Genomic DNA, 21,883 nt, shown 5'->3' with positions numbered 1-21,883 from the left:
CAGGCCGACCCAAGGCGGCCCACTCTTCATTGCCGATCATCCTTCGGCCGGCAGGCCTCCGCTCTTTGTTTCCATTCCCATTGCCGAAGAAGGCCATTGCGATGCCGCGTACTGACGCGTCCCTTATCCTTGACGCGCCCTTGGGGCCATCCGCGGTGCGGCTGACCCTGGCCGGGTTCTGCGCCACCTTCGTCGGCATCGGCGTCTCGCGCTTTGGCTACAGCCCGCTGATCCCGGCGCTGATTTCCGAACACTGGTTCGAGCCGGGGGAGGCGGCCTATATCGGGGCGGCGAACTTGGTGGGGTATCTGCTGGGCGCGGTCCTGGCCGGTGCGCTCGGTTCGCGGCTGCCGCTACGCTGGATCCTGCGTCTCAGCATGACCCTCGCCGCCCTCAGCCTGTTCGCATGCGCCCAGCCGGCGGCGTTCGGCTGGTTCTTCTTCTGGCGTGGCCTAGCGGGGATGGTCGGCGGCGTGCTCACCGTTCTGGCGCCACCGGCGGTCCTGGCCCAGGTGCCGGTGCATCGCCAGGGGGCGGTGGGCGGCATCGTGTTCGGCGGTGTGGGCCTCGGCATTGCCGCCTCGGGGACGCTGGTGCCCCTGCTCATGCGCCTTGGCCTCACCGAGACCTGGCTGGGGCTCGGCCTGCTGGCGAGCGCGGCAACCGCGGTGGCCTGGAACGGCTGGCCGCAGACCCGGCGTTCCCCGGTCGCCGCACCGGAGGCGGTGCGGCCGGTGCGGAACCTCCGGCTCTGGCTGGCGGTGGTCTGCTACGGGCTCAACGGCCTTGGCCTGGTGCCGCCCATGATCTTCCTGGTGGATATGGTGGCGCGCGGCCGCGGCCTGGGGCTCGACGCCGGATCGGCGGTGTGGGTGGTATTCGGGCTCGGCGCGCTGGTGGGGCCGCTGATCTGCGGGCGCATCGCCGACAAGATCGGCTTCGATACGGCGTTGCCGGTGGCCTTCGTGATCCAGGCCGTGGTCATTGTCGGCTTTGTGGCGCCGGTGCCGGTCTGGGTGATCTTCGTCTGCGCGGCCATCATCGGGGCATTCGTGCCGGGCATCGTGCCCTTGGTGCTAGGGCGGGTGCGCGACGTCCTGCCCGGCGATCCGCGGCGGCAGGCGGCGGCCTGGAGCGCCTGCACGGCGGCGCTGGCGCTCGGCACCGCCGGTGGCGGTTACCTGATGTCGTTCATGTTCGCCCGAGGCTGGGGCGGCTATCCGACGTTGTTTCTCATGGGCGCGGCGGCTGTGGTCTTGTCGCTGGCCCTGGACCTGCTGGGCCTTGCCCTGGGGGGTCGGCGGGCGCATCCGAGACGCTAAGATTGCGGGACGGAGGGATCTAGCGACACCGAGGTCTGGGGAGATCAAGGTCGCTGTAAGTTACGGCCTCAGATGGGGAGGTCTCGGCGCATTGGTGTCTCGGCGCATTGGTGTCTCGGTGAATTGGTGTCTCGGCCCGGTGGAGCTGCGGCCCTGCCCGGCTCTGCAGATCGGCTTTGGCGCCACCGTCTTACCGAGCCATGTCGATCCGAGCCATGTCAAACGTGCCGGCATACGCGCCTCTCGCCCGCGTCCGGCCCTGCGGAGTGCCGCGGGGCCGGTGGTCTCTGCGGAGTCCTGCCGTGACCCGAACCTCAGGCGGCGCGGGGTAGCGGGTAGGTGGTCTCGTTCGGCTCCGGCTTCTGGGCCGCGGAGAGCACTTTCGTCTGGACCAGGCTGGCCAGTTCCATCATCTCCGTGCTCCAGGCCATGGCGGACTGCTGGAGGAATGCGGCCTCCTTGGACATCAGATTGGCCGGTCCTTCCTCGCGGGAGAGGCCAGCCAGGAGATCCATCTGTGCCTGCATCTGGCCGGCGGTAAACTTCTGCAGATGGGTCGCAACCGCCAGCGGCGTTTCGAACCAGAAGGCCTGCAGGGCGGCGGCCGGCCACGCCATGGGGGTGGCGCCAGCGTGCAACCCGCGCATTTGATCCTGGAAAGATCGCATGCTGTCTTGAAGGGTGGATGCGAAAGTGGATGCGTCACTCATGAGTCAATCCTCCCCGTGCTATGAGTAACCATACCATAATGGCGGGTCGGAATCTTGCGTTGCCTCAAGACAGATTAAGTTTTCGCATGGCGGTCGGCCTGCGTGCTTTTACGGAGTATGCATGAGCTGGGCTGTCGCGGCATGAAAGCGTCGACATTCGGTGCCGTCCCTGCGGCGGTCCGGCCCAGGAGGAACGTCATGACTGAGCTTCCCCACGCTTTCAAGGAAGTGCGGCTGGAATTGGCGCGCGAGAAGGACCATCCGGAAGGCGCGCGCAATTTCGGCTATGTGTTCGTCGCCCCGCTGGATTCCAATGGTCAGATCGATGCAGACCTCTGGGCCCACCACCGGGACGCCTGCCGGGTGCTGCGCTTCCGTCCGGATGGGAGCGACGAGAGGGGGCATCTGATACGCCGGCCCGGTGGCAACTGGGCGTTTCGCTACGATATTTCCGGCACCGACGACGATGAGACCGGCTATCGCTTCAAGGACGAGCGCTTCGCGGTGGGGGAATATGTGTCGATCCGCGAGGAGGACGTGTTCCACACCTTTCGCGTGGTATCGGTCGAGCGGGTCTGACGGGGCCGGGGCGCCGCATGATGCGGAGCCCCGGCCCGATCTTGAGCCGCCGGTCAGCGGGCGCGTCTCAGTCCCTTGGGCTCAGTAGCTCTTGTAGTCCGCGGTGCCGCCGGAGAGTGCGAACTCCTCCTCCGGCGAGAGCACCAGCTTGTGGCGGCCGATGGCGGCGAAATAGGCGATGCCGATGGCAAACCACAGCGCCACCCCGATCACCCCGCTGCGATAAAGCGGGTCGGAGAGCTGGAAGTAGATCGTCACCAGGGCGATGACGATGGTGGCCACCGCACCGGGAATTCCGAACGGGCTCTTATAGGGGCGCGCGATGTGCGGCATGTTCCGGCGCATGAGGATGAACGAGATCGCCTGCATCACATAGGACAGCATGGCGCCGAACACCGCCATGTTGAGCAGCGTGCCGCCGATGGCCGCCGCGCCCGCATCCGCGCCCAAGGCGAACCAGATGGCCAGCATGATCACCAGACCCACCACCGCGCCGGCGATCATGGCCACGTGCGGCGTCTGGCGGCCGCCGTGCGTCACCGACAGGCCGCGCGGGAAATAGCCGGCGCGCGACAGCGAGTAGATCTGCCGGCCCTGGGCATAGATGATGGTGTGGAACGAGGCGATCAGCCCGATCACCGCCACCAACGCCAGCAATTTGGCGATGCCGGTGCCATAGATGGCCTTGAACCCATCCAGCAGCGGCTCCAGCGAGGTGGACAGGCCGAAGGCGCCATTGGCCACCGAGGAATTCAGCCACAAGATCATGAAGGCGGAGACGATCAGCGTCGCCATGCCGGCCATGATACCCTTGGGCATGTCGGTCTTGGGGTCCACGGATTCCTCTGCCGCCAGCGGCAATTGCTCGATGGCCAGGAACAGCCACACCGCGAACGGCATGGCCGCCAGCGCCCCGCCGATGCCGAACGGCAGGAACGGCCCGCCGCCATTGGGCAGTTCCACCGCGGTGCCGTCCGCCGCGACGCCGATGTTGAGCGCCCAACGGGAGAAATCCATCACCGGGATGGCGCTGACCCAAAACGCCACCAGGCATGCCAGCGCCGCCAGCGTCACCACCAGCGTGACCTTGAACGATAGCTCCACCCCGACCACGTTCAGCCCGACGAAGATGATGTAGCCGAATACCCAATAGACCGGCTGAAACCCCGGTGGCGTGCCGAAGATCGACCCCATGTAGGAGCCGATGAAGGAGACCACCACGGCGGGGGTGATGACATATTCCACATTCTCGCACAGGCCGGTCACGAAGCCGCCCCAGGGCCCCATGGTGGTGCGGGCGAAGGAATAGGCCGCCCCGGTGTGGGGCAGGGCCGGCGACATTTCGGCGATGGAGAAGGTCAGCCCCAGATACATGATGGCGATGATGATGGCGGCGATGAACATGCCGCCCCAGCCGCCGGAGGCAAGACCCAGATTCCAGCCGGAGAAATGGCCGGAAATAACGGCACCCACTCCCAGCGCCCAGAGCGACCAGACGCGGGCGTGGCGCTTCAGCTTGCGCTGCTCGAAATAGGCGACATCGACGGTGGTGTAGCTGATGCCAATGGATTTGGGCGCGTTGGATTCGCTCATCGGACGGTCTCTCCGCATGCCCGCCGCCGCTTCAAAATCCTGCGGGGCGCGCTGGTGAGGGCGGCACGGAATGCCTGCCGCCTCCGCTGCGTCAGGCAAGATCCATGCCTGAGCTTCAGCCAGGCTGGGACGTCAACCGGGCAGGCGCAGTGGCGGATGCCCCTCCACCAGGAAATCGTCGCTCTCGTCCTTCAAATCCACGCCGGTGAGACTGCGGCGGAAGGCTTCCTTCAGCAGCCAGGCCAGCTTGAAGGCGGCGGCGGCATGGGAAAGACCATCCACCCGCACATTGGAGATGCAGTTGCGCTGGGCATCCGAGCAGCCCACCTGCGGTTGGAAGGTGAGGTAGAGCCCCAGGCTGTCCGGGGAGGACAGGCCCGGCCGTTCGCCGATCATCACCAGCACCGCGCGGGCGTTCAGCAGCGCACCCACCTCGTCGCCCAAAGCCACCCGTGCCTCGCGGGCGATGACCACGGGCGAGGTCTTCCAGCCCTCCTGGGTGATCCACGGCTGCAGCGCCGCCAGGAACGGCACTGCCTGGGCATGCACGGCGGCGGAGGACAGGCCGTCCGCCATCACCAACGCCAAGTCGATGGGCCCTGAGGGCGCACGGGCGGCCAGGGCCGCGCGGCTCTCCGGCGACAGCCGGCGGCCCAGATCGGGCCGGCGCAGATAGATGTCGCGGGCCACCGCGCCGCTGGTGACGTCGAGGGTCTCGAAACCCAGCTCCCGCACCTGCACGCCGGTGGCGGCTGCGTCGAACGGGGTGTGCACGGCGTCGCGGGCCTTGGCATGGGCGAAGGCGAATTTCAGCACCTCGGCGGTGGGCAGGCTGGCGCCGGTGCGGCCCAAGGCGATGCGGGCCGGGGTGTGGCGCGAGAAGGCGCTCCAGGGATCACGGGGCGTGCTCATGCCGCGCGTCCTTCCACAAAGCCCAGCAACGGATGGCTGCCGGACGAAGGCAGCAGGCGCCCGTCCGGCCCGGTGATGGCCATGGCCTCCAGCCAGGCCTCGAACTCCGGCGCGCGCTTGGCGCCGAACACCTCGCGCACATAGAGCGCATCGTGAAACGAGGTGGACTGGTAGTTGAGCATCACGTCATCGGCGCCGGGAATGCCCATGATGAAGGTCACGCCCGCCGCGGCCAGCAACGTGAGCAGGGTATCCATGTCGTCCTGGTCGGCTTCCGCATGATTGGTGTAGCAGACGTCCACCCCCAGCGGCACGCCCAGCAGCTTGCCGCAGAAATGATCCTCCAGGCCGGCGCGGATGATCTGCTTGCCGTCATAGAGATATTCCGGGCCGATGAAGCCCACCACCGTATTGACCAAAAGCGGCTCATAGACCCGCGCCACCCCATAGGCCCGCGCTTCCAGGGTCTGCTGGTCGACGCCGTGATGGGCATTGGCGGAGAGCGCCGAGCCCTGGCCGGTTTCGAAATACATGCAGTTCTGCCCCACCGTGCCACGCTTCAGCGCCCGACCGGCCTCGAACCCTTCCTGGAGAATGGCCAGATTGATGCCGAACGAGGCATTGGCACCCTGGGTGCCGGCAATGGATTGGAACACCAGATCCACCGGCGCGCCGCGGTTCATCAGCTCGATGGACGAGGTGACATGGGTGAGGATGCAGCTCTGGGTGGGGATGGCGAAGCGCTGGATCACCTCGTCGGTGAGCTTCAGCAGCCGATCCAGCATGGGCAGGCTGTCGGAGGCGGGGTTGATGCCGATCACCGCATCGCCGCAGCCATAGAGCAGGCCGTCCAGCATGGCGGCGGAGATGCCGGCGGCATCGTCGGTGGGATGGTTGGGCTGGAGGCGCACCGCCAAAGTGCCGGGCAGGCCGATGGTGTTGCGGAAGCGGGTCACCACCCGGCATTTCTTCGCTACCAGGATAAGGTCTTGGTTGCGCATGAGTTTCGAGACGGCGGCGACCATTTCCGGGGTGAGGCCGGGCGCGAGGCGGGCCAGCGCCGCGCCGTCCGCCGCATCGGAGAGCAGCCAGTCGCGGAAATCGCCTACGGTTAGGGCAGAGACCGAGGCGAAGGCGATCGGGTCATGGCGGTCCATGATGAGGCGGGTGACTTCGTCGTCTTCATAGGGCACCACCGCTTCGGACAGGAACGTCTTCAGCGGCAGGTCGGCCAAGGCCATCTTGGCGGCCACATTCTCTTCGGCGCTGGCCGCGGCGATGCCCGCGAGCATGTCGCCGGAGCGCGGGGGCGTCGCCTTCGCCATGAGATCCTTCAGATCCGCAAAGGCAAAGCGCCGGGTTCCGGCTTGGTGGACATAGGGCATGGCGGGCCTCCGGCGCGTCGACAGCAAGGAGCAATGCAACGGACGTGCCCGCCGGGCAAGCGTGGAACGCGGGCGAAATGCCGCCTATGGCTACCAGAGCGCGTCCGGCGGCGCCTCGGCGGTGATCTCCCGCAGACGGCGCGCCGTGGCGGGGCTCAGGTCTGGGGGGAGGGCCTGAAGGGAAAACCACACCACCTCCGCGATTTCCAGCGAGGGGCGCGGCGCTGGCCCAACCTCGAAGCGGGGCACGACGTAGCAGGCCACATGGTCGCGGCGGGCGCCCTGGGTGTTGAGAAACACCCCATGCAAAAGTAGCGGGCCGATGGCGGTGGTATTGGCCTCTTCGCGCAACTCCCGCCGCGCCGCGTCGGCGACGGTCTCGCCCACATCCACGCCGCCGCCGGGAAAGTGCCAGCCCGGCGTATAGGTGTGGCGCACTAGCAGGACACGGTTCTCGCCGTCGATGACGATGGTGCGCACGCCCAGTGTCATCCCGTGCCGGACCCTGCGCAACAGGGATAGGCCCGGTACGCGCGTCAGGTAGGGCATGAAGGGGCGAAGCAGGCGCATCGCCGCATTAGCCGACGGCGTTGAAGGCGACGCAAGGGGTGAGGCAGGCTGAACCCCACGGCGGATAGCCCCTGCGGCGCGCCGCAGGGGCAGGGTCTCAGACCGCGGCTGCTTCAATCGCCTGGGCGCGGGCGAAGGCCGGGCGGGCCTGGCAGCGGGCCATGTAATCTGTGAAGATCGGCAGCGCCGGAAACACCTTCAGCAAATTGATGCCGAAGTGAATGTCGGTGGACAGCAGCACATCCACGGCGCTGAAGCGCTCCCCCAGCACGTAAGGCGACTGCGACAGCCGGGCCTCCAGCACGTCCATCACCCGCTGGAAGCTGCCCCAGCCGGCGGAAACTTCGGGCAATTGCAGCGCTGTCATCTTTTGCAGCATGGCGGGCTCAAGGCAGGTGGCGGTAAACATCAGCCAATGCAGATAGGCGCCGCGCAGAGGATTGCCTACCGCCGGGGCCAGGCCCGCCTCGGGAAACCGCTCGGCCAGATAGAGGGCGATGGCGCCGCTTTCGGCCACCTTGGTCTCGCCGTCTTCCAACGCCGGGACCTTGCCCATGGGGTTCACCGCCCGCAGCGCCGACCCCTCCGGCGCGCCGGCGGAAATGTCGACGCGCGCAAGCTCATACGGCGCTCCGGTCTCTTCCAGCAGCCATAGGATCCTGAACGCCCGCGTGCGCGGCGCCCAGTAGAGTTTCACGGTCATGTTGTCCTCCCAATCAGGAGAAGAACATGACCGGCAGGTCCTCACAGGTCGAGAGATCGGCGGGGCACGTCCCCATCAAATCGTCACGGCGGCATAGGCAGCCGCGGGGCACGGCATCGCGGGATTCGTCCCGCGCCGGCGGGGTGTCGTCGAGGGCGGGCGGCCGCAGGCCGTCCCGGGGAGGCACAGGAGACGTCATCAGGCATGCTCCAAGGCGTGAGAGGGCCGCACCATCCGTGCGGGACCCCTATGGTGTGAGGGCGATAGGGCGCCCTGTGTCCCGCAAATAAATCGCATACAAGCGAATTTTAGGCAATTGAGAAAGCGCCGCTCCCGAAAAAAGATTGAGTGCAATTTAATTGTCGCGGCCCTATAAAACGCGGATCGAACCCCTTTTGGCGCGTATCGCGCTCCGGCCCGTCCCATGAGCACCTTCTGCCTTGATGATATGATCTGCTTCGCCGTCTATTCGGCGGAGCATGCGTTTACCCGGGCCTATCGCCCGCTGCTCAAGGCGCTCGACCTGACCTATCCGCAGTATCTGATCCTGATCCTGTTGTGGAAGACGGACGGCCAGAGCGTGAAGGCGCTGGGCGAGCAGATGCATCTGGATTCCGGCACGCTGACGCCGCTGTTGAAGCGGCTGGAGGCGGCGGGCCACGTGCGCCGTGTGCGCAATGCTGCCGACGAGCGGGTGGTCAACATCAGCCTCACCGAGACCGGCCGCGCCCTCCAGGTGAAGGCGCAGGAGGTTCTGGCCAGCATGGGAGCGGCCATCGGCCTGTGCGATGAAGAGCGCGAGGAACTGCGCCTGCAAATGATCGAGCTGCGCGACCGGCTGAATAGCGTCGTCGCCTGAGCTCATTCCATCGCGGTTCTGGGACCGTGGGCTTTGTGGCCTCCCCCCGCCTGGCACATGGACGCCCGCCGCGAAACATGCCACAGCCCGCAACACGGACCGCCGCCTCGCCGCCCGCACGGCGCAGCGGGCCGGGGCTCAGGTCCAAAATGGTTTTGCTTGCCGCCGAAGCATCGGTCGGCGATAATGCCTTGACGGCCTGGGGTGCCGCGCGTCACGCGCGGCTGAGATCATACCCATTGAACCTGTCTGGGTCATTCCAGCGTAGGGAGAAGCCGATGAGCGAGAGCTTATCGTCCATTGTTTCGGTGAAGAGTGCCTCTGATGCGTCGCCCGTGCGGGCCGCGTCCGCGCGTCCGTGCGTGGCGGTGGTGGGCGCGGGCGTCATGGGCTTGGCCATCGCCTGGCGGCTCGCCGAGGCGGGCTGCACGGTCGATGTGTTCGACCAGGGCGTGAGCGGGCAGGGCGCCAGCCATGCTGCCGCCGGCATGCTCGCCGCCTGCGCGGAGGCTGAGCCGGGCGAAGACAATCTGCTGGGCCTCAACCGCGCCAGCCAGACGCTCTGGCCCGCCTTCGCGGCGGAACTGGAAGCGGCCTCCGGCATAAGCGTGGATCTGCGCACCGAAGGCACCATTGTGCTGGCGCTGAATGCGGACGACGGCGCGCGGCTGCGCCATCTCATCGCGTTCCAGCAGGGCCTCGGCCTGCCGGTGGAATGGTTGAACGGCGCAGACGTCCGCCGCCGCGAGCCGCACCTCGCCACCAAGCTGGCCGGCGCCGTCTGGTGCCCGGAAGACCATCAGGTGGACAACCGCCTGGTGGCGGCCGCGCTCAAGATTGCCGCCCAAGCTGCCGGTGCGGTGCTGCATGAGCACAGCCCGGTGGAGCGGGTGGAGACCGTGGACGGCCGCGCGCGCGGCGTCGTGGTCAATGGCGTGCGCCATGGGGCGGATGTGGTGGTTCTGGCGGCGGGCGCCTGGTCGCGGGGCGTCACCATTGCCCCCGCAGCCCCGCTGCCGGTGCGCCCGGTGAAGGGCCAGATGCTGGCCCTGCGCATGGACCCCGCCGCGCCCATCCTGAGCCATGTCATCTGGGCGCCGGGTACCTATCTGGTGCCGCGCAAGGATGGCCGCCTGATCGTCGGCGCCACGGTGGAGGAGAAGGGCTTCGACACCGACCTCACCGCTGGCGGCCAATTGGCGCTGCTCACCCATGCCTGGCGGGCGCTGCCCACCATTGAGGAATTGAGCATCATTGAGCAATGGGTCGGCTTTAGGCCAGGCAGCCGCGACGATGCCCCCATTCTCGGCGCCAGCGCCGACGTGGAGGGGCTGATCTTCGCCACCGGCCACCACCGCAACGGCATCTTGTTGCTGCCGGTGACCACCCAAGCCATCGCCGCTCTGGTGCTGGAGGGCCGGGCCGATCCGCTGATCGCGCCCTTCACCGCCGAGCGTTTTCGCCCCCGCGCGGAGGCGGAGTGAGGCGGCCATGGCACAGCCTTCGTCGCAGCTTCGCGAAACATCGAACGGAACCGAGTTGGACGTGACCTCGTTGGCCCTGAATGACCCCAAAGACCTGCTGGTGAACGGCAAGAGCGAGCGGTTCGCCGTCGCCACCGTCGCCGACCTGCTGACGGCGCTCGATCTCGACACCAGCCGCAAGGGCATCGCCGTGGCGCTCAATGGCGCCGTGGTGCCGCGCCGCAGCTGGGAGGCGGCGGCGCTCACCTCCGGCGACGCGGTGGAGATCATCCACGCCAAGCAGGGCGGTTGATCCGCCGGGCAGACCTCGCCGACACGAATTGATCACAGAGCATGTGATCCAGCGCCGGGCGCCAAACCGGTGGGAGACATCAGACCATGAGTGCCATGCCGACCCCGAGCCCCTTCGCCGCCTCCGCCGATCCGCTGGTGATCGCCGGGCGCACCTTTTCCTCGCGGCTGTTCCTGGGCACGGCGGGCTATCCGAACCAGAAGGTGTTTTTGGACGCCCTGGAGGCCTCCGGCTCGGAGATGGCCACCGCCTCCATCCGCCGCATCAGCCTGGCCGGCTATGAGGAGAGCCTGGCGGACCTGCTGTCCGACCGGGTGCACATCCTGCCCAACACCGCCGGCTGCCAGACCGCCAAGGACGCGGTGCTGACCGCGGAACTGGCCCGCGAGGCGCTGGAGACCAATTGGGTGAAGCTGGAGGTGATCGGTGATCGCGAACTGCTCTATCCCAATGTGGAAGAGCTGCTGAAAGCCACCGAGGATCTGGTGGCGCGCGGCTTCGTGGTGCTGCCCTATTGCAATGACGATCCGGTCACCTGCCAGAAACTGGCGGATCTCGGCGCCGCCACCGTGATGCCCTTGGGCTCCATGATCGGCACCGGGCTCGGCATCGCCAACCCGCACATGATCGAGCTGATCTGCGCCCGCTCGCCGGTGCCGGTGGTGCTGGACGCGGGCATCGGCACCGCTTCCGATGCCGCCCTGGCCATGGAGCTGGGCTGCGCGGCGGTGCTGCTGAACACCGCCGTCTCCAAGGCGCACGATCCGGTGCGCATGGCGCGGGCCTTCCGTCTTGCAGTGGAGGGCGGGCGCCTTGCCCGCCTGTCCGGCCGCATCCCCAAGAAGCTGCATGCGGAAGCCTCCAGCCCCGAGTTCGGGCTGGTGGGCAGCTGAGCGGGCGCTTTGTTACTGCGGAGAGCTGCGCGATGACGCTGCCTGTTCCCCCCATCCTGCTGGTCACCGACCGCAGCCAGGCGAAGGGGGATCTCGTCACCATCGTGGCGGCGGCTCTAGCCGGGGGCCTGCGCTGGGTGAGCTTGCGGGAGAAGGATCTGCCGGAGGCTGAGCAGGCGGCGCTGGTGCGCGCGCTGCGGCCCGTGATCGATGCCCATGGTGCGCGCCTCATGCTGCACGGTAGCGCCGCCCTGGCGCAGAGCGCCGGCGCTGATGGGGTGCATCTGCCCGGCGGCGCTGATGCCGTCGCTGCCCGTGCTCTGCTGGGGCCGGGCGCGCTCATCGGGCAATCCATCCACGGCGTGGGCGAGGCGGCTGCGGCGGATGTGGCGGCGCTGGATTATCTGGTGGCGGGTCCGGCGTTCGAGACCGCCTCCAAGCCCGGATACGGCCCGGCGCTGGGCGTGGACGGGCTGCGCGCCTTGCGGGTGGCGAGCCCTCTGCCGCTGATCGCCATCGGTGGCATCGGCGTGGCCCAACTGGCGGTTTGTCGCGCGGGCGGAGCGGCTGGCGTTGCGGTGATGGGGGGGCTCATGCGCGCCGTGGACCCGGTGGCGGAAGCGCGGGCGCTGATCGCGGCCTGGGGCTGAACGCCCGGGTGCTCTCAGGTGGGGATGTAGCGCCCCTCGTCTATGGCTTCGACGCTGTGCAGTGCCTCGATCTGCTCCGGCTCCCAGGCCACGTCCAACGCGGCGATGGCACGCAGCATCATGAGCGCATCGGGCGTGACGGCCAGGGTCGCCAGGGAGGCGTTCAGGCGAACCTGGAGGTTTGGGTGGAAAATAAGAGGGATCAGAATGGATCTCTGATCACCCGGGCGCGATTTGAGTTCCTTTTCTATGACTTGAAGAATTTTATAAATTTTATTATATGTATATATATCCATGTATGAATCTGCTTCTGTTCTTTTTTTGCTAAGTGCGATAAAGTATTCTATTATATTTTCGTTCGTCATTTTTTTTATTTTTTCTTTGCGAGGTATGAACTCGATTCGTTCGGAATCTGCATTGTTCATGGCTTGAGGGTCCCCGTCTCGATCATAATTTGAATGCCAATTTCACGTCGTTCGTCCCAGCTCTTATCCTCCAGATATCTTCTCAGTGTTGGCGGAAATGTTCTATTCGCCCGAGCGTATTCCCTGTTGATCAGTTCGTGCCTGAAGCGCGAAATACGCACCAGATTCTCTGGACCGTTGATGCGGCTCGCGGGGAAGCCCGCGGCCTTGGCGGCGGCTTCTTCCACGATGTGGTGGACGTCCGTGCCGGGCCGCGGCGTTTGGACATCCTGCTGCAGTTCGGCGAGCGTCTTTGGAGGCGCCAGATATTCGGAGATCAACGGCTCGTAAGTATCATACAACCAAAAGCCAGCTTCAAGCCCGAGTGGACCAAGCAGTCGCGCTACTGGGTGGCCCATGGATACCCCACGCACGAGCCAGCGCACCACGTCGCGGGCGATGCGTAATTGCGACCTGAGGCCCGGCGGTGGTGTTTCGGGAATGGCCGGCGGGGCCTCCAGTGGCGGGCCGCCGGCGGAGGGCCAGATCTCGATATGCAGGCGCGGCCGCTGCGGTGCAGATTCACCGGCAGGCGCTTCGCTTCCTTCCTGCGGAAGGCTGCCCGGGAGCCCGCTTGAAGGGCCGCCGCCCTCTCGTGTCCACTGGCCGCCGTTCGGGCTGCCAGCGGGGCTGCGGGGTTGGTTGGGATCGAAGTTCGCCTTGCGGAGTGTCTCCCGCAGGATCAGCGCCCGAACAATGAATTGGGTCGCAAGAATATCTGCCTTCAGCGCAAGCAGCTCTTGTAGGTACGGGTCCCATCTATCGAGAGTGTGCTCCCACCCCATGTCCGCCTCCGTGTCAGGGGCATAGGATGGCAGTGCCGGAAGGGGCGAGGGATAATATTCCTATATTCTGCGCGATGGTGTCTGCGCTCGCACGAGGCGAGATGCGTAAAAAATAAATATAATCAATTATTTATTAGATTTTTTGTCATTCGTTTCGTTGGAGTGCGTCCCTCGGTGGAGGAAACTTATCCCCCTGCCTTGCTGGGCGCGATGGCTTAAGCCGATGCTGCTGGACTTGGCGGCTCTCGCCGTCTCCATCCTCTCCCCCGTTGACGGCGGCCCATACACGGGCGCAGGAGGCGCAGAGGTCAGTCAAGGAAGAGGGGCACATGGTTCAGGCTGTCTTCGTCCATATCCCAAAGACCGCGGGCACGAGTTTCCGCGAGGCTCTGTGCGCGGGCTTCGGCTCAGAGGCCGTCAGCCCGGCCTTCGCCGCCAGCCGCATCTCGCCGGAGGAGGCTGAAAGGTTCGGCGCCTACCAGGTGATTTCCGGCCATATCAGCATGGCCGATGTGACGCGCCATTTCCCCAACGCCGCGCCCTTCACCATTCTGCGCGCGCCCATCGACCGCACCTTGTCCTGGTATTCTTTCGCCCGCCAGCAGGCCGGCGGCATGCATGCGGATGTGGATGCGGCCAAGGCCCATGATGTGGAGGCTTTCTTCGCGCTGGATGAGGCCATTGTGTTTCGCAACATCGTCAACCGGCAAGTGCGCCAGCTTGGTGATCACGTGCTGAATACGGAGGTGGATCTCCCTGCCGCGCTCGATCGCGCGAAACGGGCGCTGGAGGCGTGCGTCTGGGTCGGGCGGCAGGATCATCTCGATGCAGATCTGGGCCGGCTGCCGGCGGCGCTGCCGCAGATGGCGGGCGTTGCCCTGGCGAAGCTCAATGTCACGGCGGAGCGGCGGGCGATCAGCGAGATCGACGCGGCGCTGGCCGAGAAGATCGCCCGCTACAATCGCTACGACCTGGAGCTTTATGCCCACGCCTGCGCCATGCTTGGTACGCCGCCCGGGTCTCAGCCGGCGTAGATCCAGTCATAGCGCGAGAGCAGGCGCGCGCCGGTGGCGCGCAGCACCACATCGCGGGCCATGCGGGCCGGCCCCTTCAGATGATAGACGCCGGCATTCCCGCGGGCGCCGCGCTGGATGCGGGCGGTGCGGGGCTGGCGCGCTGCCTCATAGGCGCGCAGCGCCGCCTCAGGCGGGCCGGGGCGGGCGAGGGCGGCAGCGAGCGCTGCAGCGTCCTCGATGGCCTGGGCGGCGCCCTGGGCCAGGAACGGCAGCATGGCGTGGGCGGCATCGCCGAGCAGGGTGGCCCGGCCCCGGCCCCAGCGGGGCAGGGGGGCCATGTCGTAGAGGCCCCAGCAGAGAAATTCCGGCGCATCGCGCAACAGCGCGCGCACCTCCGGCGCCCAGGCGGAAAAGGCGGTGTGGACGGCGCTGGCTTCCCCCACCTCGCTCCAGCGGGCCACCGGACGGTCCTGCCGTACGATGGCGACGATGTTCACCGCCGCCCCGGCTTTCACCGGATAGGTCACCAGATGGGCATCGGGGCCGAGGAATAGGCGCACGTCCGGCGGGGTGTCGGCGCGCACGGGGATGGTGGCGCGATAGGCAACGCGCCGGGCGAACATCGGCTGGGCCGACACCCCCAGATGCTCGCGCACCACCGAGCGCACGCCATCGGCACCCACCAAGATGTCGGCGGTGGCCGTCACCAGGCGATCGGCCTCGCTGAGGTCACGCCGCTCCCGCCGCGCCGCTGCCATGGTGGCGAGGGCGGGGGCATCCTGCCGGGCGACCGCACGCATGCCGTTGGGCAGGGCCTCGATGCTCTCCAGCCGCGCCCCCAGCAAGGTGGTGCAGCCGGCGGCGAGGGCGGCGTCCGCCAGCAGGCGCTGGAGATCGGCCCGGTGCACCACCAGGAAGGGCGCGCCCAGGCGGGCTTCGGCGGGGGCATAGTCGCAGTGGGCGAGCAGCGTGAAGCTGCGCCCGTCGCGCACCTCCAGCGCGCGTGGCGCCACGGCTACGGCGCGCAGAGCGTCCAGCAGGCCCAAATCGCGCAGGATGCGGGTGGCATTGGGGGACAGCTGGAGGCCGGCGCCCACCTCCGCCAGTTCGGACGCCTGCTCCATGAGCCGCACGTCGAGGCCGGCGCGCCGCAGGGCGATGGCACCGGCCAGGCCGCCGATGCCGGCGCCGACGATGAGGGCGCTGCGCGCCTCAGCCTGTTCCACGATGGGGAATGTCCAAGATCCGGGGGGCCGCAAAACGGGTCCGCCCTGGGCTGGCGAAGGGCGCCCCGGTGGCGCCGGGGGCTGAAGCGTGCGGTGTCGGCGGACTCAGGCCGCCGGGCGCTCGTGCCACACGGCATCGGCGGGCTTGGCCTCGCCGGGCTTGAGCGCGGGATTGTAGCGATAGAGGGTGGAGCAATAGGAGCACACCGCCTCGGTATCGGAGCCGAGATCGATGAAGATGTGCGGATGGTCGAAGGGCGGCGTCGCCCCGATGCACATGAATTCATGGGCGCCCACTTCGATCACGCTCACGCCGAGATCGTTGCGAAAGTGAGGAATGCCTGTTTCCGCCATGGCCAGTCTCTTCGTGCCGGTGTGGGTGTGCCCCGAATGTGCGGCGAGCTTAGAGCATGTTCGCGCCCGGTTGAACACCTCCCGGCCGGGCATGCGGCCGCAGGGGTGGTTCTGTGCCGCCCGCCGTCCCCCTTGCGCCGGGGGCCGGTTTGCGCGTATCAGAAATCTCAGAGAGCCTCTTTTGGTGAGCGAGCCGCGTCCGTGTCGTCTATTCCGACGAACCAAGCTGGTACCGCCCCCCGGATCCACGTGATTCCGGGCAACGCTCTCATTGCGCGCGCGCTCCTTCTTCTTAGCCGCCCCTGAGGGCCGGCCGGGCGCATGCGCCTGGGCACTCAGGGGATGAGCACCGAAGCCGACCCCGACGCATTCTTAAGGCCTCTCTCCCGTCGGATCGAGATGGCCAAGACCCCAGAAGGACTAGCTCCATGACCAGCCAGACCCCCGCCGCCCCCGTATCCGGCGCCGACCGCGTCATCATCTTCGACACCACCTTGCGCGATGGCGAGCAGTGCCCCGGTGCTTCCATGACCTTCGAGGAAAAGCTCGAAGTGGCGGCCATGCTGGACGAGATGGGCGTGGACGTGATCGAGGCGGGCTTTCCCATCGCCTCCATAGGCGATTTTGAATCCGTGTCCGAGATCGCCCGCCGCACCGAGCGGGCGGTGATCGCCGGTCTCGCCCGCGCCATTCCCGCCGACATCGCCCGGGCCGGCGAGGCGGTGCGCCATGCCAAGCGCGGGCGTATCCACACCTTCGTCTCCACCTCGCCGATCCATCTGGAACACCAGATGCGCAAGACCCAGGAACAGGTGCTGGACATCATCACCGCCACGGTGACCCAGGCGCGCAATCTGGTGGAGGACGTGGAGTGGTCCGCCATGGACGCCACCCGCACCCCGCTGGACTATCTGGCCCGCTGCGTGGAAGCGGCAATCAAGGCCGGCGCCACCACCATCAATCTGCCGGACACCGTGGGCTACACCACGCCGGACGAGTATCGCACCATGTTCCGCACCATGCGCGAGAAGGTGCCGAATGCCGACAAGGCGATCTTCTCGGTGCACTGCCATAACGATCTGGGCCTGGCGGTGGCCAATTCGCTGGCCGGCCTGGAAGGTGGCGCACGGCAGATCGAATGCACCATCAACGGCATCGGCGAGCGCGCCGGCAATGCGGCACTGGAAGAAGTGGCCATGGCGCTGACCGTGCGCCGCGACGTGCTGCCCTACACCACCGGCATCGATACCAAGATGCTCACCCGCACCTCCAAGCTGGTGTCGGGCGTGACCTCGTTCCCGGTGCAGTACAACAAGGCCATCGTCGGCCGGAACGCCTTCGCCCATGAGAGCGGCATCCATCAGGACGGCATGCTGAAGCACAACCAGACCTATGAGATCATGACTCCCGAGAGCGTGGGCGTCACTAAGACCTCGCTGGTCATGGGCAAGCATTCCGGCCGCGCCGCTTTCCGCGACAAGCTGAAGGCCCTGGGCTACGAACTGGGCGAGAACGCCCTGAACGACGCCTTCACCCGCTTCAAGGATCTGGCCGACCGCAAGAAGGTGATCTACGACGAGGACATCGAGGCGCTGGTGGATCAGGGCATCGCTTTGGCCCATGACCGCACCAAGCTGATCTCGCTGTCGGTGATCGCCGGCACCCACGGCCCGCAGCGCGCCACCATGCGCCTGGAGGTGGATGGTGTGGTGCGCACCGAGGAAGCCGAGGGCAACGGCCCGGTGGATGCCACCTTCAACGCCATCAAGGCCTTGGTGCCGCACACCGCCAAGCTGGATCTCTATCAGGTGCATGCGGTGACCGAGGGCACGGATGCCCAGGCGGAAGTCTCCGTGCGGCTGTCGGAAGGCGACAAGGTGGTGACCGCCCGCGCCGCCGATCCCGATACGCTGGTGGCCTCGGCCCGCGCCTACATCACCGCGCTGAACAAGCTGGACGTGAAGCGCCAGTCCATCAACCCGCAGGCAGCGGTGGGCTGACCTTAGCCCCTTTGGTGATCCATAGAGCCCGCGGCGATGGTCCATCGCCGCGGGTTTTTTTCTGCGCGGGCGGCCGCCCTGCGAAGGGGATGCATCTCAGCATGCCGCCCCTGGCGCCGGTTGGTCAGGCGGGAAGGGCCTGCGCGAGGGCCAGGCCGGCGAGGCGGGCCGTGACGAGGAGTCGATCCTCCTTATGCCCATCGCGGGCCTTGGCGGAGAGGCCGGCCATGGTGGTGCTCACGAAGTCGGTGATGCGCTCGGCGGCGTCCGGGTGGCGGGCAGCCACATAGTCCCGGATCGTGTCCTCTGCCGCGCGGAGGAACACCCGCGCTGCGGCGCGTGCCTCGCCATCGTTGCAGCGGGTGCCTTCCAGCACCAGGCACCCGCCGGCCGCGGGTTCGGCGGCGTATCGGCGCGCCGCTTCCTCCAGCACGGCCGCGAGCGCCTCTGCCACCGGGCGATCCGGGCGCAGGATGTCGGCGAGGGGGATAGCCCCGGTCTTGGTCCAGTGTTCGAGACTGCGGGTGTAGAGACCGAGCTTGCTGCCAAAGGCGGCGTAGAAGCTGGGCGGATTGATTCCCAGCGCCTCAGTGATGTCCGCGACGCTGACCGCATCGAAGCCCCGCGCATGAAAATGCTGTTGCGCCGTGGCGACAGCCGCATCGGGGTCGAAGCGGCGGGGGCGGCCGCGCGGGCGGATTTTATTTGTAGTCACCGTTACAAAAACCTTGACCTAGCCATTCCTATCTTTATGTAGCGCATCCTACATTAAGCTCAAGGATGGGTGCGATGACCGCATTTCAGGGAAAGTCCGTATTGGTCCTCGGCGGCAGCCGAGGGATCGGGGCCGCGATCGTGCGCCGCTTTGCAGACGAGGGGGCGGTGGTGACCTTCACTTATGCCGGGTCCCGTGAGGCGGCGGAGCGTCTGGCGGCGGAGACGGGGAGCACGGCGGTCTTGACCGACAGCGCCGACCGCGATGCGGTGATCGCGCGGGTGCGCGACAGCGGGCCGCTCGACATATTGGTGGTGAATTCCGGGATCGCGATATTTGGCGATGCGCTGGAGCAGGATCCGGACGCCATTGACCGGCTGCTGCGCATCAACGTCCATGCCCCCTATCACGCTTCGGTCGAAGCGGCGCGGCGCATGCCGAATGGCGGGCGCATTGTTGTGATCGGCTCCGTCAATGGCGACCGGATGCCCGTCCCGGGGATGGCATCCTACGCCCTGAGCAAATCCGCCTTGCAGGGCATGGCGCGCGGGCTGGCGCGGGATTTCGGGCCACGGGGCATCACCATCAACATTGTGCAGCCGGGGCCGATCGATACGGACGCGAACCCGGAGGACGGGCCGATGCGGGAGCTGATGCACAGCTTCATGGCCATCAAGCGCCACGGGCGGCCCGAGGAGGTCGCGGGCATGGTGGCTTGGCTGGCGGGGCCGGAGGCGGGCTTCGTCACCGGCGCCATGCACACCATTGACGGTGCATTCGGGGCCTAGTTGGTTCATACCCCGCCGGTGCCCGGATCCACTCCCGGCAGGAGCTTGCCATGAACCGGACCGGTATTTTGCTGGCGCTGGCCTCAGCGGTGTTGTTCGGTGCCAGCACGCCGTTCGCCAAGCTGCTGCTGGGCAGCATCGATCCCTGGATGATGGCGGGGCTGCTCTATCTGGGCGCCGGCGGGGGCCTTGCCGCCGTGCATCTGTCGCGGGCGGCGTTGCAGATGCCGGCGGCCGAGGCGCCGCTGCACCGTTCCGATCTGCCCTGGCTGGGGCTGGTGATCCTGGCGGGCGGGGTGGGCGGGCCGCTGCTGCTGATGTTCGGCCTGGCCCGCACCGATGCAGCCACCGCCTCGCTGCTGCTGAATCTGGAGGGATTGGCGACGCTCGCCATCGCCTGGCTGGCGTTCCGCGAGAATGTGGACCGGCGGCTGCTGATCGGCGCCTTCGCCATCCTGGCGGGGGCGGCGCTGTTGTCCTGGCAGGGCAGTGCGCATCTGCAATGGGGCGCGTTGCTGATTGCCGGCGCCTGCCTGTGCTGGGGGCTCGACAACAATCTCACCCGCAAATTGTCCTCCGCCGATCCGGTGCAGATCGCCATGCTCAAGGGGCTGGTGGCGGGGACGGTGAATCTCGCTTTGGCGCTGGCCAGCGGGGCGCATTTTCCCACGCTCGGCCTCGGGCTGGCGGCAGCATTGGTGGGCTTCTTCGGTTATGGGGTGAGCTTGGCTTTGTTCGTGTTGGGCCTGCGCCATCTCGGGGCGGCGCGCACGGGCGCCTATTTCTCGCTGGCGCCGTTTGTGGGCGCGGTGCTGGCGGTGGCGCTGTTGGGCGAGCCGGTGACGGCGACGCTGGTGGTGGCCGGCGGCCTCATGGGGCTGGGTCTGTGGCTGCATCTCAGCGAGCAGCACGCCCACACCCATGCCCATGAGCCCCTGGCGCATGCGCACCGTCATCGCCATGACGCGCACCACCAGCATGCCCACAACGCGGACACGCCGCTGGGTGAGCCGCACAGCCATTGGCATCGTCACGCGCCGCTGGTGCATCGCCATCCGCATTATCCGGACCTGCACCACCGCCATGGCCATGGTCCATCGGACCATGAGCACGGCCCGACCGCTTGAAGACACGGCGCGCCCTGGCAGGGCGCGCGTCGTGGGCTAAGCTGGGGGGAATGTCTCCTGGTGAGGTCCCGGCCCATGCGCGCGATGGATGCCCGACACTATTGGCTCTCCGCCCGCCTGGAGCGGCGGGAGGGCTGGGATGAGGCGCGCTATCCGTTCAATCTGCCGGTGGTGCGCAATCTGGATGAACTGACCTTCCACCCCAAGGTGACCTTTCTGGTGGGGGAGAATGGCTCGGGCAAATCGACCCTGATCGAGGCGCTGGCGGTGGCCTGGGGCTTCAATGCGGAAGGCGGCAGCAAGAATTTCCGCTTCGATACGCGCGCGTCCCATTCCGAACTGCATCGGTTCGTGCGCCCTATCCGCTCCACCAAGCGGGCGAAGGATGGCTATTTCCTGCGCGCGGAAAGCTATTTCAACGTGGCCACCCAGATCGAGGATCTCGATCGCGAGCCGGGTCTGGGCGCCAGGATCATCGATTCCCACGGCAGCGCCTCGCTGCATGAGCAGTCCCATGGGGAGTCGTTCTTCGCGCTGCTGGAGCACCGCTTCCGCGGGCAGGGGCTCTATATTCTCGACGAGCCCGAGGCGGCGCTATCCCCCAGCCGGCAATTGAGCTTCCTGGCGCGGCTGCACGAACTTGTGGGGCAGGGCTCGCAATTCATCATCGCCACACACTCGCCCATCATCCTGGCTTATCCCGAGGCGTGGATCTACCAGACCTCGCCGCGGGGGCTGGAACGGATCGATTACGAGGATAGCGACCACTATCAGGTGACGCGCAACTTCCTGAACCGGCGCGACGCCTTTCTCGACGTGTTGCTGCGGGACGAGGAAGCCTAGGGGATGAACCAGGACATTTGAGGACCGAATGTCCTGAGGTTTTATCCCCCAGATCAGTGCCTTGCGGACGGATTAATCCAATCGGTCGCCCCATGTGTCCGGACGGCTCCTGGTGTCACCCGGCCCGCCCTGTTCTCACGGGCGCGGGCCGGGGGGACGCCTATTGCCCGTTGGGCTTGGCATCCGGCGCATTGGGTGCGTCGGGCTTGCCGCCGCCGGGCGCTGGCGGGCGTCCTGCGGGCGGGCCGCCGGGAGGCGGGGCCGAACGCGCAGCGGGCGGTGCGGCCTGGGGGGGAGCGCCCTGGGGTGGAGCGGCCGGAGGCTGGGCTGCCGGAGGCGGCGCCTGGCGCTCGCGCGCCGGCTCCGGCGGTCGGGCCTGTTCCGGGGGACGCCCCTGGTCCGGACGCGGCTGGGCGGGCACTGCGGCCGGACGCTCCGGCGCCGGTGCGCGCTCGGGCGCCGCAGGCCGCTCGGCCGCAGGGGGACGCTCTGCGGCGGGTGGACGCTCAACCGGAGGGGGGCGCTCCGGACGGGGCGCGGTTGCCGGAGGCGGCGGCGCAGCGGGACGCTCGGGCCGAACCTCCGGCGGGGCACTGGCGGGCGGGCGGGTCTC

23 protein-coding genes and 1 riboswitch are annotated in these 21,883 nt (G+C 67.3%); of the genes, 12 read left to right on the top strand and 11 right to left on the bottom strand.

The annotated features are described in order from the left end of the window. Window positions 1-101: 101 nt before the first annotated feature. Window positions 102-1,322 (top strand): YbfB/YjiJ family MFS transporter, encoded by a 1,221-nt coding sequence (locus AAG816_RS07670; protein ID WP_341988991.1) that lies wholly within the window; start codon window positions 102-104, stop codon window positions 1,320-1,322. Window positions 1,323-1,636: 314 nt separating this feature from the next. On the opposite strand, the gene AAG816_RS07665 is transcribed toward AAG816_RS07670, so the two are convergent. Next, window positions 1,637-1,939: a hypothetical protein gene (locus AAG816_RS07665; RefSeq protein ID WP_341988990.1), complete on the bottom strand. Its 303-nt coding sequence runs from the start codon at window positions 1,937-1,939 to the stop codon at window positions 1,637-1,639. A 291-nt stretch (window positions 1,940-2,230) separates the two neighbouring features. On the opposite strand from AAG816_RS07665, the gene AAG816_RS07660 reads away from it, so the two are divergent. Next, the gene (locus AAG816_RS07660; RefSeq protein WP_341988989.1) at window positions 2,231-2,611 is read left to right on the top strand and encodes a hypothetical protein; all 381 of its coding nucleotides are present in this window, start codon (window positions 2,231-2,233) and stop codon (window positions 2,609-2,611) included. 81 nt (window positions 2,612-2,692) lie between these two features. On the opposite strand, the gene AAG816_RS07655 is transcribed toward AAG816_RS07660, so the two are convergent. The 5 genes from AAG816_RS07655 to AAG816_RS07635 form a co-directional block, all read right to left on the bottom strand. Next, on the bottom strand, window positions 2,693-4,204 hold the full coding sequence (locus tag AAG816_RS07655) for an amino acid permease (protein WP_341988988.1): 1,512 nt from the start codon (window positions 4,202-4,204) through the stop codon (window positions 2,693-2,695). Between the two features lie 132 nt (window positions 4,205-4,336). Next, the gene (gene eutC, locus AAG816_RS07650) at window positions 4,337-5,116 is read right to left on the bottom strand and encodes an ethanolamine ammonia-lyase subunit EutC (RefSeq protein WP_341988987.1); all 780 of its coding nucleotides are present in this window, start codon (window positions 5,114-5,116) and stop codon (window positions 4,337-4,339) included. Then, a complete protein-coding gene (locus AAG816_RS07645; RefSeq protein ID WP_341988986.1) occupies window positions 5,113-6,501 on the bottom strand; it encodes an ethanolamine ammonia-lyase subunit EutB in 1,389 nt (462 codons plus the stop codon). Before AAG816_RS07645 ends, eutC begins: the two co-directional genes overlap by 4 nt. Before the next feature lie 90 nt (window positions 6,502-6,591). Further along, on the bottom strand, window positions 6,592-6,993 hold the full coding sequence (locus AAG816_RS07640) for an NUDIX domain-containing protein (RefSeq protein WP_341988985.1): 402 nt from the start codon (window positions 6,991-6,993) through the stop codon (window positions 6,592-6,594). 175 nt (window positions 6,994-7,168) lie between these two features. Continuing rightward, window positions 7,169-7,774: a glutathione S-transferase family protein gene (locus AAG816_RS07635; protein ID WP_341988984.1), complete on the bottom strand. Its 606-nt coding sequence runs from the start codon at window positions 7,772-7,774 to the stop codon at window positions 7,169-7,171. A 424-nt stretch (window positions 7,775-8,198) separates the two neighbouring features. Here AAG816_RS07635 and AAG816_RS07630 point away from each other — a divergent pair, with 424 nt between their 5' ends. From AAG816_RS07630 to AAG816_RS07610, 5 genes are all read left to right on the top strand, one after another. Further along, the gene (locus AAG816_RS07630; protein ID WP_341988982.1) at window positions 8,199-8,633 is read left to right on the top strand and encodes a MarR family transcriptional regulator; all 435 of its coding nucleotides are present in this window, start codon (window positions 8,199-8,201) and stop codon (window positions 8,631-8,633) included. A 190-nt stretch (window positions 8,634-8,823) separates the two neighbouring features. Further along, window positions 8,824-8,923: riboswitch (TPP riboswitch) on the top strand. Beyond that, entirely contained in the window at window positions 8,912-10,117 is a 1,206-nt protein-coding gene (gene thiO, locus AAG816_RS07625) for a glycine oxidase ThiO (protein WP_341988981.1), read from the top strand. It overlaps the preceding riboswitch by 12 nt. Before the next feature lie 7 nt (window positions 10,118-10,124). Continuing rightward, window positions 10,125-10,409: a sulfur carrier protein ThiS gene (gene thiS / locus AAG816_RS07620; protein WP_341988980.1), complete on the top strand. Its 285-nt coding sequence runs from the start codon at window positions 10,125-10,127 to the stop codon at window positions 10,407-10,409. A 95-nt stretch (window positions 10,410-10,504) separates the two neighbouring features. Continuing rightward, complete coding sequence (locus AAG816_RS07615) at window positions 10,505-11,302, top strand: thiazole synthase (RefSeq protein ID WP_341989094.1); 798 nt, start codon at window positions 10,505-10,507, stop codon at window positions 11,300-11,302. Between the two features lie 32 nt (window positions 11,303-11,334). After that, the gene (locus tag AAG816_RS07610; protein WP_341988979.1) at window positions 11,335-11,952 is read left to right on the top strand and encodes a thiamine phosphate synthase; all 618 of its coding nucleotides are present in this window, start codon (window positions 11,335-11,337) and stop codon (window positions 11,950-11,952) included. A gap of 14 nt (window positions 11,953-11,966) precedes the next feature. Here AAG816_RS07610 and AAG816_RS07605 read toward each other — a convergent pair whose 3' ends face one another. Next, window positions 11,967-12,377, bottom strand: a complete 411-nt coding sequence (locus AAG816_RS07605; RefSeq protein WP_341988978.1) for a DUF2019 domain-containing protein — start codon at window positions 12,375-12,377, stop codon at window positions 11,967-11,969. Further along, window positions 12,374-13,201: a hypothetical protein gene (locus AAG816_RS07600; RefSeq protein WP_341988977.1), complete on the bottom strand. Its 828-nt coding sequence runs from the start codon at window positions 13,199-13,201 to the stop codon at window positions 12,374-12,376. The genes AAG816_RS07605 and AAG816_RS07600 overlap by 4 nt, the downstream gene beginning before the upstream one ends. Window positions 13,202-13,530: 329 nt before the next feature. Between AAG816_RS07600 and AAG816_RS07595 the strand changes: the two genes are divergently transcribed. Further along, window positions 13,531-14,235 carry a sulfotransferase family 2 domain-containing protein gene (locus tag AAG816_RS07595; RefSeq protein ID WP_341988976.1) on the top strand — a complete coding sequence of 235 codons (705 nt, stop codon included), beginning with the start codon at window positions 13,531-13,533 and terminating at the stop codon, window positions 14,233-14,235. Here the strand turns inward: AAG816_RS07595 and AAG816_RS07590 are convergent. Then, the gene (locus tag AAG816_RS07590; RefSeq protein WP_341988975.1) at window positions 14,223-15,443 is read right to left on the bottom strand and encodes an FAD-dependent monooxygenase; all 1,221 of its coding nucleotides are present in this window, start codon (window positions 15,441-15,443) and stop codon (window positions 14,223-14,225) included. The two genes, AAG816_RS07595 and AAG816_RS07590, sit on opposite strands and share 13 nt — an antisense overlap. 105 nt (window positions 15,444-15,548) lie before the next feature. Further along, window positions 15,549-15,797 (bottom strand): zinc-finger domain-containing protein, encoded by a 249-nt coding sequence (locus tag AAG816_RS07585; RefSeq protein ID WP_341988974.1) that lies wholly within the window; start codon window positions 15,795-15,797, stop codon window positions 15,549-15,551. A gap of 428 nt (window positions 15,798-16,225) precedes the next feature. On the opposite strand from AAG816_RS07585, the gene AAG816_RS07580 reads away from it, so the two are divergent. Continuing rightward, window positions 16,226-17,797: a 2-isopropylmalate synthase gene (locus AAG816_RS07580; protein WP_341988973.1), complete on the top strand. Its 1,572-nt coding sequence runs from the start codon at window positions 16,226-16,228 to the stop codon at window positions 17,795-17,797. A 124-nt stretch (window positions 17,798-17,921) separates the two neighbouring features. Here the strand turns inward: AAG816_RS07580 and AAG816_RS07575 are convergent, their stop codons facing one another. Next, entirely contained in the window at window positions 17,922-18,512 is a 591-nt protein-coding gene (locus tag AAG816_RS07575; protein WP_341988972.1) for a TetR/AcrR family transcriptional regulator, read from the bottom strand. Window positions 18,513-18,586: 74 nt separating this feature from the next. On the opposite strand from AAG816_RS07575, the gene bdcA reads away from it, so the two are divergent. The 3 genes from bdcA (at window position 18,587) to AAG816_RS07560 (ending at window position 21,270) form a co-directional block, all read left to right on the top strand. Then, window positions 18,587-19,300 (top strand): SDR family oxidoreductase, encoded by a 714-nt coding sequence (gene bdcA, locus AAG816_RS07570; protein ID WP_341988971.1) that lies wholly within the window; start codon window positions 18,587-18,589, stop codon window positions 19,298-19,300. Window positions 19,301-19,350: 50 nt separating this feature from the next. Next, the gene (locus AAG816_RS07565) at window positions 19,351-20,427 is read left to right on the top strand and encodes a DMT family transporter (protein ID WP_341988970.1); all 1,077 of its coding nucleotides are present in this window, start codon (window positions 19,351-19,353) and stop codon (window positions 20,425-20,427) included. 75 nt (window positions 20,428-20,502) lie between these two features. Next, window positions 20,503-21,270, top strand: a complete 768-nt coding sequence (locus AAG816_RS07560) for an AAA family ATPase (RefSeq protein ID WP_341988969.1) — start codon at window positions 20,503-20,505, stop codon at window positions 21,268-21,270. Window positions 21,271-21,883 lie beyond the last annotated feature (613 nt).

It is taken from the genome of Azorhizobium sp. AG788 (assembly GCF_943371865.1).
Lineage (GTDB): Bacteria > Pseudomonadota > Alphaproteobacteria > Rhizobiales > Xanthobacteraceae > Azorhizobium.
Note: the sequence above shows the minus strand (reverse complement) of the source record. Positions and strands in the feature narration are given on the sequence as shown.